The 12,143-nt window shown below is 55.9% G+C and carries 11 protein-coding genes; 5 read left to right on the plus strand and 6 right to left on the minus strand.

From position 1 onward, the window contains the following. Positions 1 to 50: 50 nt before the first annotated feature. Together M891_RS0122720 and M891_RS0122725 are read right to left on the minus strand one after the other, a co-directional pair. On the minus strand, positions 51 to 557 hold the full coding sequence (locus M891_RS0122720; protein ID WP_028540389.1) for a hypothetical protein: 507 nt from the start codon (positions 555 to 557) through the stop codon (positions 51 to 53). A gap of 101 nt (positions 558 to 658) precedes the next feature. After that, on the minus strand, positions 659 to 1,615 hold the full coding sequence (locus M891_RS0122725) for a DMT family transporter (protein ID WP_028540390.1): 957 nt from the start codon (positions 1,613 to 1,615) through the stop codon (positions 659 to 661). 156 nt (positions 1,616 to 1,771) lie between these two features. Between M891_RS0122725 and M891_RS0122730 the strand changes: the two genes are divergently transcribed. Beyond that, positions 1,772 to 2,824 (plus strand): hypothetical protein, encoded by a 1,053-nt coding sequence (locus M891_RS0122730; RefSeq protein ID WP_028540391.1) that lies wholly within the window; start codon positions 1,772 to 1,774, stop codon positions 2,822 to 2,824. 90 nt (positions 2,825 to 2,914) lie between these two features. On the opposite strand, the gene aguB is transcribed toward M891_RS0122730, so the two are convergent. After that, on the minus strand, positions 2,915 to 3,793 hold the full coding sequence (aguB, locus tag M891_RS0122735; RefSeq protein ID WP_016314382.1) for an N-carbamoylputrescine amidase: 879 nt from the start codon (positions 3,791 to 3,793) through the stop codon (positions 2,915 to 2,917). A 29-nt stretch (positions 3,794 to 3,822) separates the two neighbouring features. Further along, positions 3,823 to 4,866, minus strand: coding sequence for an agmatine deiminase family protein (locus M891_RS0122740; RefSeq protein ID WP_028540392.1), 1,044 nt, complete (start codon positions 4,864 to 4,866; stop codon positions 3,823 to 3,825). 553 nt (positions 4,867 to 5,419) lie between these two features. Between M891_RS0122740 and M891_RS24475 the strand changes: the two genes are divergently transcribed. Next, the gene (locus tag M891_RS24475) at positions 5,420 to 5,989 is read left to right on the plus strand and encodes a hypothetical protein (protein ID WP_036701627.1); all 570 of its coding nucleotides are present in this window, start codon (positions 5,420 to 5,422) and stop codon (positions 5,987 to 5,989) included. 8 nt (positions 5,990 to 5,997) lie between these two features. On the opposite strand, the gene pcp is transcribed toward M891_RS24475, so the two are convergent. Then, the gene (gene pcp / locus M891_RS24480; RefSeq protein WP_036701629.1) at positions 5,998 to 6,606 is read right to left on the minus strand and encodes a pyroglutamyl-peptidase I; all 609 of its coding nucleotides are present in this window, start codon (positions 6,604 to 6,606) and stop codon (positions 5,998 to 6,000) included. A gap of 309 nt (positions 6,607 to 6,915) precedes the next feature. On the opposite strand from pcp, the gene serS reads away from it, so the two are divergent. From serS to M891_RS0122765, 3 genes are all read left to right on the plus strand, one after another. Then, positions 6,916 to 8,208, plus strand: a complete 1,293-nt coding sequence (serS, locus tag M891_RS0122755; RefSeq protein ID WP_028540393.1) for a serine--tRNA ligase — start codon at positions 6,916 to 6,918, stop codon at positions 8,206 to 8,208. Positions 8,209 to 8,284: 76 nt separating this feature from the next. Beyond that, the gene (locus M891_RS0122760) at positions 8,285 to 9,397 is read left to right on the plus strand and encodes a C40 family peptidase (protein WP_036701631.1); all 1,113 of its coding nucleotides are present in this window, start codon (positions 8,285 to 8,287) and stop codon (positions 9,395 to 9,397) included. Positions 9,398 to 9,494: 97 nt separating this feature from the next. After that, entirely contained in the window at positions 9,495 to 10,199 is a 705-nt protein-coding gene (locus M891_RS0122765; RefSeq protein ID WP_232228406.1) for a guanylate kinase, read from the plus strand. Positions 10,200 to 10,535: 336 nt separating this feature from the next. Here the strand turns inward: M891_RS0122765 and M891_RS0122770 are convergent, their stop codons facing one another. Then, a complete protein-coding gene (locus M891_RS0122770; RefSeq protein ID WP_028540395.1) occupies positions 10,536 to 11,597 on the minus strand; it encodes an LLM class flavin-dependent oxidoreductase in 1,062 nt (353 codons plus the stop codon). Positions 11,598 to 12,143 lie beyond the last annotated feature (546 nt).

Consider the following 12,143-nt stretch of genomic DNA (forward strand, 5'->3'; position numbering starts at 1 on the left):
AAAAAGAGCAGATACCGTGGGTCCGCTGGATCCTTCGGTTCTGCTCTTTATTAGCTGTTGGGACCAATTTCGATGAAATGATGTTCGGTCTCATAGGTGAGGTCCTTGTACTTCCCATCCTCCTTGATCGAAAATTCCGCTACCGCATAAATTTCATAGGTTCCGATTCGATCAATCCGAGTCTCGAAAAACTCGTTAATATCCGTTTCTCCCCTCATACTGCGAACCACCGCACTATCGACCTGGGTGATCGTGTTCACCCGGTTGCCCAAGCTGTCCACGATCAGGTAATGGAACACCCGCGGGCGACTCATCAGTTCATATCGGGTCTTGGACAAATTATGCAAGCTGGCAATCAGCGTAAATTTCTCATCGATTCCGGCACGCTTCGGTACGGACAACTCTACAGTAAAAGGACCTTCCGTATCCTGCGCTGAATCTTCGGGTGCAGTTGGTCTCAGCTTAGTGATCGCTTTGTCAACCGGATCGAAGGTGCCGCATCCGGCAAGCAGAAGCGCGAGCAGCATCACGGTCAGACCTAGCGCGTATTTCCTCAATTCGTATCACCCCAAAAATATAAGACGGCATCCCTCCTGTGATGTTGCAGTAGGACGTGCCAAAATCATAAAGAAAGGGTACCCTAAGAGCGCCCCTTAAATCAAGGCTGATTGGCCGAGGCGGCCGCTGCATCCGAGTCGGAGACCACTGGCAGCTCCTGGCGTTTGTCCACCCGCCCCGCACTGCCCGAGCCGCTTCGGTTCGCCAAGTATACCCCGCCGAGGATGAACACCAGTCCAGCCAGGAGACGCCAGCTCACCGGCTCATTCAGCAGCGTGAATCCCCAAATAATCGCGCTGGCCGGAACGAGATAAGTGACGGTGGTGGCGAATTGCGGGGAACCCTTTTGGATCATAAAATAGAACAAAATATACGCCACCCCCGAGCCAAACACGCCCAGTCCAACGACTGCGCCAAGCGTAGGGAGCTTCGCCAACGGAGCCAGCGAATCCCGCTCGGCGATCAATGCCATCAGGCCGCTGCCGACCAGCGCGCTGATCAAGGTGCCGAAGGTCACCTGATACATCGACAGCCCGTTGGACAGCCGCTTGGACAGGTGCGAGCCCACGGCATAACTCAACGTAGCCCCCAGCATGCAGGCGAACCCAAGCAGGTCCACCGAAGCAAGCGAGGTTGGGCTGACACCTACCAGCACGAGCAAGCCGAGGAAGGCGATCCCCATCCCCGCCCATTGCATGCGATTCGTGGCAACGCGGAAGAACAGGACGCCCACCACCAGCGTCCAAAGCGGAGTCGTGGCGTTAAGCACCGACGCCAGGCTGCTCGTCAGCCGCGTCTCGCTGAAGCCGATCAACGCCCACGGAATCGCCGTGTTGATCAGCGCCATGATGATCATCGCCAGCCAAGGTATCGAGCGGAACCCAAACGGCTTGCGCAAGATGAGCATCACTCCGGTAATCGTCGCCAGCCCGAAGGCGGAACGCAGGAACGCTACGGTCCAGGGGCCGAAGTCAGGCAGCAGGATTTTGATGAAGAAAAACGAACCGCCCCAAATCAAACTAAGCAAGATTAATGCAAAATACAGCGTACGTCCCACTCTTATCCCTTCTTTCTCGGGTCACTTGGGCATATCTAATAACGTAACCCGGATCTCTGAAACCTGATTTATCATGATCCTGATTGTATCACGGCGATGCTTCAATGTTCATCGAAGTATGCCGAAAAAGCTGAGGAAGTGGTTGAGGAGGTATCAATGAAAGTCGAGGAAGCTCGAAAGACTGCCGCCAAATGGGTAACTCAACATGCTAGCCGGGAAGCTGGATTCCTAGGTGCTTATTTCAGCGGCTCCACGGTGGGATTACCGGGAGAAGCAGATCTGCCTGAAAGCTCCGATATCGATCTCATCGTCGTAACGCAGACGACAGAGCCTCCGCCAAAACTAGGAAAATTCCGTTACGAGCAGGCGCTGCTCGAAGTTACTTACCTGCCCTGGAGCCAGCTGGCATCAGCGGATAAGGTACTGTCAGATTACCATCTGGCCGGGAGCTTCCGGACGGATACGATCATCGCCGACCCCACAGGCAGGCTGCGCCGACTGCAAACGGAAGTGGCCCCCCGCTTCGCCGAGAAGCCTTGGGTGTTGCTTCGCTGCAAGCATGCCCATGACCGGATCGAACGCGGGCTTCGCAACCTCGATCCCAAAGCGCCGTTGCAGAATCAGGTGTTGGGCTGGTTGTTCCCAACCGGGGTGACCACCCATGTTCTGCTGACCGCGGCCCTGCGCAATCCAACCATACGGCTTCGTTATCTGAGGGCCCGTGAAGTGCTTGAGGCATATGGGCATCGCGAAGTCTATGCCGAACTGCTGCAGCTCCTGGGCTGCACCCGGCTCACCGTCCAAAGGATGGAGGCGCATCTGAAGGCCCTGGAGCGCACGTTTGATACGGCGGCAGCGCGGGCGGCCACGCCGTTCCCGTTCTCGAGCGACATCACTCCCGTCGCGCGTTCGGTCGCCATTGACGGCAGCCGCGAGCTAATTTCGCGCGGCCGCCATCAAGAGGCGGTGTTCTGGATCACCGCCACCTTTGCGCGCTGCCACCAAATGCTGGCAGCGGATGCCCCGGAGGAAGGAGAGCGGCTCGCTCCAGATTTCCACGCCTTGCTGTCGGATCTGGGTGTCGGAACCCCAGAGGCATTGTTTCAACGAGCCGACAAAGTACTGCGCTATTTGCCTCGCCTCATGACCGTTGCCCATTCCATTGTGGATGCCAACCCCGATATCCAGCCCAGCTCGGCTCATCTTTAGCTTGCCGAACCTGCCACATCCGCACAAAGCCCCCAATCACAAAGCGCTGTGCAATTGGGGGCTATTTCATCTAGTGTTGCTTATGCAGTTTTAGTCGATGCGAAGCTCACCGTCATAAGAGGTGATAATTTTGTAGAGGTCCGGCCGGCGGTCACGGAAGATCCCCCACTCAATACGCTGGATTTCCAGCTGATCGAGGTCGAATTCCGCTACCAGCACCGTTTCCTCCGTCCGGTTGGCTTCGGCAATTTTATTGCCCTGCGGCCCGGCGATGAAGGACGAGCCGTAGAACGTGATGCTCGAATCTTCGTCGGATTCCAAGCCAACGCGGTTCGAGGCGATCACCGGCACCAGATTGGAAGCTGCATGTCCAAGCATGCACATCTGCCAATGATCTTTGGAGTCGATCGAACTGTCTTGCGGCTCCGAACCGATCGCCGTTGGATAGAACAGCAGCTCGGCGCCCATCAGCGCCATGCAGCGGGCTGCTTCCGGATACCACTGATCCCAGCAGACGCCCACGCCGATTTTGGCATAACGCGTCTTCCACACTTTAAACCCGGTGTCCCCCGGATTAAAATAAAACTTCTCCTCATACCCCGGACCATCCGGGATATGACTTTTGCGATATAGACCCAGCACTTCACCATCTGCGTCAATCACCGCCAGCGAGTTGTAGCGGGCGTTATTTTTTTTCTCATAGAAGCTGATCGGCAGCACCACTTCCAGCTCCTTCGCGACCTTGCGAAAATGCTGAATCGCAGCATTCTGCTCCAGCTCGGTAGCATAGACGTAGTAGTCGGACTTTTCCTTTTGGCAAAAATAAGGCGTTTCAAACAGCTCCTGCAACAAAATAATTTGTGCTCCTTGCCGAGCCGCTTCCCGAACCAGTCGATCCGCCTTGGCGATATTTTCTTCTTTATTGGATGAACAGCTCATTTGTGTCGCTGCGACTTTTACCATTCTCATGTTGTTGGTCGTACCTCCTTCATTCTCATTTATGCGCGTCTTGCCGGCATTTGCTGGGTGGTGCAATGGACGTTGCCGCCTTCGCGGATGATCGCCATCCCGTCAACGGTGCGGATCTTGCGATCCGGGAAGGTCTCGCTCAGCACTTGAATGGCTTTGCGGTCGGTTTCCTCCGCGGCGCCGCCAAAGATCGGCAAGATGATGCCGCCATTGACGAAGTAGAAATTCAAATAGCTCAGCGTCAAGCGGCTATCGTCATAAAAGGCCTTCGGCGGCTGCGGGATCGGGATGATCTCCAGCTGGCGACCTTGGGCGTCCGTTGCGGCACTGAGAATCGCGATATTTTCCTGGGTGATGGCATAGTTCTCATCGCTTGGATCGTCGCAGACCTGCAAAATCACCTTCCCCGGTGCGGCAAAGCAAGCCACGTTATCGATATGACCGTCCGTTTCGTCCCCGTCCAGGCCGCGTTTCAGCCAGATAATTTGGTCAACGTTGACGTAGTTTTTCACAGCTGCCTCGATTTCTTCCCGGCTAAGCTGCGGATTCCGGTTCTCGTTGAGCAAGCACTCCTCGGTCGTCAGCAATGTACCTTCCCCGTCCGTATGGATGGAGCCGCCCTCCAGCACCAACGGGGCGTCAAACCGCTTGACGTTCAAAGCTTCCAAAATTTGCGGTGCCACCGCATCGTCCAGATCCCACGGCGAATATTTGCCGCCCCATGCGTTAAAACGCCAGTTGACCCCGGCCAGTTCACCTTCCGGATTCACCAGAAACGTCGGGCCGTTGTCGCGCAGCCAGGCATCGTTATGCTCGATCGGCAGAAAAGCGATACGCTCTATGTTCGGATCCTGCCCAAAGCGGGCTTGCACCTTAGACAGATCGTCCGAATTCACCACCACGGTAATTGGTTCGAACTCGGCGATCGCTGTAATAAATTCGGCATATCCGTCGCATACCTCAGCATACCGGTCCGGATAAACCATCGATGCCTGCACCGGCCAGGAGATGAAAGTACGTTCATGCGGCGCCCATTCGGCCGGCATTCTATAGTTCAAATCTTTTGGATACATCGTTTCCTCCACTACCAAAGAATTTATCGTTTCAAGCTAGATCCGGGGCCATCCTTATCGCGGCTTCTCCACAAGTCCTCATGGATGCTTCTTCTCATGCTCTAACGCAGAGGAGAAACGCTATTGGACGTTTTTTCGCCATGTTCAATTTCTAACGATACTGTGGATCGCGATTTGCATCAAACTGCTTGATTTCGGCTCGAAAAATCCAAATTAAGCACGCTGAGCCGCGTTAACATGCAATCTCGGCGATTGGAGCCGACTTAAGCGCTGTTACAAGCGTTAGGCTTGCGGATTCCCCAAAATTCTAGCGCGATTCACCCAATTTACCATGATATCATATAACAAATTTTCCGCGCCTACAAATGGAAGTGTTCCCCGAGAAATCTAGGCCTGATTTTTGGCAACACCGCCTTGTCGTAACCCCCTATAACGCGGGCTTTCATCAACACATTAACGAGGCTAATGAATCAGCCTGATTTACGCCTCCCCGTGGCTTCGCCCTTGCCGATCTCCGAACTTGGCATAAGGTAGTCTAAAAGGAGAGGGTTCCATGTCATCTCGCAAGGACCAATTAATGGTCATCCTGAAAAAAGGCAAGCAACGTTTGATTGCCAAAACGCCCCTTCCAGGGGTGAGTCGGGTGATCGTCGTCGTGAACCGCCAGTACACCAACGCGCCGAGCACGACGCAGATCGCCAGCGGCGCAGGTCATAGCAGCGCCGCTGGCAGCAACGCGGCCATCCGTTCACCGTATGTGCGGCAGCAACAGAGCGTTGGCGCAGGCGGCAAAGCGTTTAATAAGGACGGCAAGGGCGGTCTGATGGGGGGGCGGTGGAGCAGCAGAAATCACCGCGATACGCGCGGCTTGCTCCAACGCGGCAAGGAGGTCGTGATCGTAGTGAACGACCAGGTGGTGAAGCTGCCCCGGGGCCAGCAAACTGCTGGCGCCACGCAAGTAGCCAGCGGCGGCGGACGATATAGCACGGGGGGCACCAACTCTGCCATCAGCAGCCCCGGGACACGTCAGCAGCACGCCGTTGGCGGCGGCAGCGGCAGCGTCGCTGCGAACAAGTACGGCCGCCGTCGCCATAAGAAACACAGTCATAAGCGCAGACGCTGATCTAAACGTTATTCTCCCAGGACCTCGATCGCCCGCTCCAAGCCGGTGACCAACTGGTCCAGCGTCATGCTGGGGGCGCCGGAGTGTCGATCTGCCTGTTCCGGCAGATAAGGCACATGGATGAACCCGCCGCGAATCGACTTGCCAGTAACGGCTAGGTGGTGCATCAACCCGTAAAAAAGGTGGTTGCACACAAAGGTCCCGGCGGAAAGCGATATCGACGCAGGAATGCCTTCATTCCGCAGGCGGTCGACCATGCGTTTGACCGGCAGCGTGGTCCAATAAGCCGCCGGGCCTTCCGGCACGACCGGCTCGTCTACCGGCTGGTTGCCGGCATTATCGGCGATATTGGCATCGTTTAAGTTGACGGCGATCCGCTCGAACGAGATTCCTTCGCGGCCGCCGGCTTGTCCCAACGCGATCACCACCGCGGGTTCGTGTTGCTGGACGGCGGCGAGCAGGCGCTCGGTGGATTGTCCGAACACCGTCGGCAGCTCCAACCCGACAATCTCAAAGGAGCCGATCACCCGGCCCTGCAGCCGGCGCATCGCTTCAACCGCCGGATTGATCGGTTCCCCGCCAAAGGGTTCAAAGCCGGTAAGCAATAATTTTTTCATGGGATCATCCCCTCCCTCTTGATAACTGTTGGTCGCTTACGTTATACTGCTAATCAAATCAAATCTCGGAATCATGCCTATGAAGAGCATCCAACTCGGAGGCGTTTTCGTCAAGGGGAACATCGTATTAAATGCATACACCTTTCCCCCTAAGCTTACCGGGTCCGCCCGTTATCGCGGACGAAAGGGGATTGAACCGGACCTGCCGGTTTGATCAATTTGGGTGGCACCGCGAGTCGATAAGCGCTCCTCGTCCCAATGGACGAAGGGCGCTTTTTGTATTTCTATCGAAAAAGGAGCGGATCACCCATGTTAGACATCAAATGGATTCGGGAGCATCAAGAACAAGTTCAAACCGTGGCGGAGGAAAAGGGCATCGCGTTGTCGGTTCCCGAGCTTTTGCGCTGGGATGACCAACGCCGGGCGTTGCTGCAGGAGACGGAACGGTTACGCCAGGAGCGCAACCGACTGACACCGCAGATTGAGGCACTGATTCGGGAGCAAGGGCCGGAGGCGGCTGACGCGTTGAAAAACGAGGTCAAGCAGTTGAATCGGCGGCTGAATGGGTTGGAGAAAGAGCGGGATGAAGCCGAACAAGAGTATCGACGCTTGATGTTGCTCGTCCCCAACCCCGTCTCGCCCGACACGCCAAAAGGTCGGTCGGATCTCGATAATGTGGAAGTGAAGCGGGTCGGCGAACCTCCAACATTTGAATTTACACCGCGGGATCACGTCGCTTTAGGCGAGCTCCACCGGATGATTGACATCCCGCGCGGAGTCAAAACGGCAGGCACGCGCAATTACTATCTGAGCGGCACGGGCGTCTTGCTCCACCGAGCGGTACAGCAGCTGGCGATGGATCTCCTCGCCGCGAAGGGCTTCACCCTGCTGGAGGTTCCGCTAATGGTGCGCGCGGAAGCGCTCGTGAATACCGGATTCTTCCCGCTGGGTGCGGATCAGACGTACCGGATGGCCGAAGACGATCGCTGGCTGGTTGGCACCGCCGAGGTCCCACTTGTCGCGTATTACGACCGCGAGATTGTCGACCTCACCCAGCCGATCAAGCTGGCAGCGGCCTCGTTATGCTTCCGCAGCGAAGTCGGCTCGGCCGGGCGAGATGTGCATGGCTTATACCGCGTGCACCAGTTCTCGAAGGTCGAGCAAGTGGTGCTCTGCGAGAACAGTCTGGAGCTGTCGGAGCAGCTGTTTCAGGAAATCACCCAGAACGCCGAGGAATTGCTTCAGCTGCTGGAGCTGCCTTACCGGGTGATGACAGTATGTACCGGCGACATGTCGCAAAAGACGTATAAGCAATACGACATCGAAACGTGGATGCCCAGCCGCAGCGCTTACGGGGAGACCCATTCGTCGTCGCAGCTGTTGGACTTTCAAGCCCGGCGTTCGAACATCCGCTTTAAGGACCGAGATGGTAAGCTGCAATACTGCTACACGTTGAATAACACCATGGTAGCCTCGCCGCGAATCCTGATCCCTCTGCTGGAAAATCATCAGGAAGAAGACGGCAGCATCCGGATTCCACAGGCGCTGCGCAAATATATGAACGGACTCGAACGCCTGACCCCATTGGACTTGCGGGAATAGGTAACATTTTCCACACAACCATTTAGCTTGGGTTTCGTCCAACTATATAAACCATCCAGAAGCTAGGTGATTTATGATGACGAAACCATTCAATACAGGTTCACGCAAACTCAGCTGGCTGCTGGCGGCCTCCCTCGTGCTGACCGCCCAAGCGGGAACTGGGGGCGCGGAGGCTGCGGGCAGCACGGCTTCAGAAGCCTTAACCGCCGGGACTGCTCTCTCGGCAAGCCAAACCGCCTCCGCCAGCGGTATCACCATTGAACTCGACGGGCGGCCGCTGCAGACTGAAGTGGCGCCCGTCCTGATGAATGGCAGTGTTCTGCTGCCGATTCGCGACGTTTTTGAAGCGCTGGGGGCCAAGCTGACTTGGGACAACAGCAGCAAGACCGTCACAGCCAAGCGAGACCAGATGACCTTGGTTTATCGCATCGGTGACCCTACCGCACAGCTGAACGGCCAAACCCTAACACTGCCGGTCCCCGGGCAGATTACAGACGGTTATGCATTAGTCCCCCTGCGGTTCGTCAGTGAAGCGCTCGGCAGCGAGGTGGCTTGGGACGGGGAGAGCCGTAGGGTGCGGATCACTTCGAAATTTACATACGAAACCACCGTCACCTGGGGCGTCAATCTGCGCAGTGAACCTGATGTGAGCAGCGCGACGGTCAGTGAGGAACTGCTTCCTGCCGGCAGCAAGCTGCATGTCGTGCGTGAGGCAAGTGCGCTCTGGCTGGAGGTACGCACTCCCGATGGCCGCTCCGGTTATGTATCCGCCAAGCCGAAATACACCAATTATCGCAGCGATACTTTGGCGGACAAGCAGGCTGACGAGTTGATCGCCTACGGCAAAACGTTTGAAGGCACACCCTACGAGTTTGGGGCGTCCCCTGACCAGACGAAGACGTTTGACTGTTCTTCTTTTGTGAAAAGGGTGTATGAGGATGTTCTCTCAATCGAACTGCCGCGGGTTTCTTACAACCAAGCCAAGGAGGGCACGGAAGTCAGTCTGGACGAGCTCCGTAAAGGGGATCTGCTGTTCTTCAGCGCGCGCGGGCTGGACATCGGCCACGTTGCCATCTACATCGGGGACAATCAAATTTTGCACACCTACTCGAAAGAGAAGGGCGTCCATATTGAGGCGTTTAACGGCCAATGGACCAAGCGGTTTGTGACCGCGCGGCGATTGTTCTAGGCGCTTGCCAGTTCCTATTCGAGTACATTCAGTTTTCCTCTGAATTTGCCGACATAATAAGTATAGATGTTGGCGAAGGAGGTGAATCCGTGCGGTTTTGCCGGCGACGTTCAAACGGATTGATAAAGCCGGAAAAAGTGCATGGGACGCAATGTGGAAATGGCTCAAAGGCTTGAAAGCAACTCCCGATCCTGCCCGCAGTGAAACCGCTGCGACAAGCCAGGCGGATGCGCTCCTGACGGATGATCTTCCCCCGCAACCCAAGGTCATCATCATTACCGGTACCAGCGGCTCCGGCCGCAAGAGCATCGCCAAGCAGCTAAGCGCTGATCTGGGCCTTCCTTATGTGCTGCCTTATACAACCCGTGCTATACGTGCGGGAGAACGGGACGGCGAGCACTACCGTTTTATTACGGAGGCCGACTTTCAGGCGATGCTGAGTAGGCAGGAATTCAGCGAAAGCGTCCGCCTGGAGCGAGGCAGCTACGGCATTGCGGAGCGCGATCTGAACGAAGCGCTGGAACAGTATGGTGCAGCGGTCGTCGTCGTGAATCATGAAGGCATGCAGACGCTGCGGAAACGATTTGGTCCGCAGGCGATTCGGATCTTCCTCTACGTGACGAAGGAGGACATCCGGCTGCGTGAGGAACGCGAAGGGGCGCCCGCCGAGGTCGTTGAGGAGTATTTACGGAACTACTCCGAGCAGGTGATTTACAAGAAGGAATCCGACTATTTGCTGCAAAACCTCGATCCCGCCGAGACGCTGGCGAAGATTAAGGCTTTTTTGCAGGACAAAATCTAAATGAAAACGGGTTGTCCCGGCCGAAATCGGCTGGGCGGCCCCTTTTTTATGCATGGAACCGAGTTGGGCGGATGCCCCAAATTAAAATAAACGGACACCTATGTGAGGCTAGAACAACTAAGCCGGTACTCCCCGTACCGGCACGTCCTCTTGGGCACTCGGGGACCATCTTGTCCTAGGCATCGGGTTAAGCGACCAAGCCGCAGAAAACCTGCAACGCTACCCAGAATGCCTAATCAATCTCCCCTCACACCTCCGCAACGGAACGACCTGCCCAGCCAGCGGAGCGCCGAGGCCGAAGTCATGGAGGAAGTTGTAGAGAAGCGGGCTTCAATGTCACTGAAGATCCCCGCCCTCAGCCTCCCAGCGCGCAACCTCCTCACGGACGCGTGGCGCAACCTCCGTGCCAAGAAGATCGATGGCCCGCATCACATCTTCATGCGGCATGGTGCCAAGCGGGCAATGCAGGAAGAAGCGGGTGATACCAACATTTTTGCGCAAGTAGATAATCTTATTGGCCACAGTTTCCGGGTCGCCCACGTACAGCGCACCTTCCAGGCTGCGGGCCGCATCGTAGGTGGCCCGGCTGTAATGGCCCCAACCACGTTCGCGCCCGATGATGTTCATCACCGCCTGCGTCGAAGGGAAGAACTTCTCTACAGCCACATCATTCCGATCGGCGACAAAGCCGTGCGAATGGGAAGCCACGGTAAGCTTCGAGACATCATGCCCGGCTTGGGCGGCAGCACGCTTGTAAATCTTCACGAGCGGCGCAAATTGAGTTGGCCGTCCGCCAATGATCGCCAGCACCAGCGGCAAGCCTAACACACCGGCGCGAATGACGGATTCGGTATTACCGCCGCTGCCGATCCAGACCGGAAGCGGATTTTGCACAGGACGCGGATAGACGCCTAGATTGTGGATCGCCGGACGGTGCTTGCCTTGCCAGGTGACTTTTTCCGACTCGCGCAGCTTAAGAAGCAGATCCAGCTTCTCTTCAAACAACTCCTCGTAATCGTTCAAATCGTAACCGAACAGTGGGAACGACTCAATAAAAGAACCCCGCCCGGCCATAATCTCCGCACGCCCGTTTGAGAGGCCGTCCAACGTCGCGAAGTCCTGGAACACGCGGACCGGATCATCGGAAGACAGCACGGTGACGGCGCTTGTCAACCGGATACGCTTCGTCTGCGGAGCAGCTGCTGCTAAAACCATCGCAGGCGAGGACGCCGCATAATCCTGGCGGTGATGCTCCCCAACGCCAAATACGTCCAATCCGACTTTGTCGGCCAGGACGATCTCCTCTACAACCTCGCGCAGCCGCTGCGCATGACTAATCGTTTCACCCGTGACCACATCCGGCGTCGTCTCCACAAACGTGCTGATCCCGATTTCCATATCTCGTTCCTCCGCTTCGTCTTCGCTAATTTACTATATTTTTGTATTTTACTATACTTTTCTCATTAGAGCAAAAAAACTGTTCATCTCGTCCCGCTAGTTGGCTGAGCTGTATTTGTAGAAGCCTTTAGGTGGGGAACGTGGGGGATGCCCTTCAAACACATCTTTGCATGATTATCCCTTTTGCTCCTCCTTTACACTATTATCCCTTTCATTCAGAAGTGGGTAATGAACTTTTCCCTAGCCTGATGCAAAGGGATAATCGTCAAGAGGTGTGAATCGTAGTAGTCCCCCTTGACCTAGAAATATAAAAAGAGAGAAATGTTGTAGGTTGGTCATACAACATTCCTCCCCTTTTAGCCAACGTAGGACCGGCAGTATGAAGGCGCTCCCCGTACCCTTTGCACCATTATCCCTTTCACTCAGAAGCGGAAGACGAATCCCCCCATCTCCTGATGCAACGGGATAATGGTTAAAAAGGATTAGAACGCATAGGTACTCTCAACCGAGGACATCCCTTCTCGCGCTGCTTTACACCATTATCCC

Origin of the sequence: Paenibacillus sp. J14 (genome assembly GCF_000518465.1) — a bacterium.
Taxonomy (GTDB): domain Bacteria; phylum Bacillota; class Bacilli; order Paenibacillales; family Paenibacillaceae; genus Fontibacillus; species Fontibacillus barengoltzii.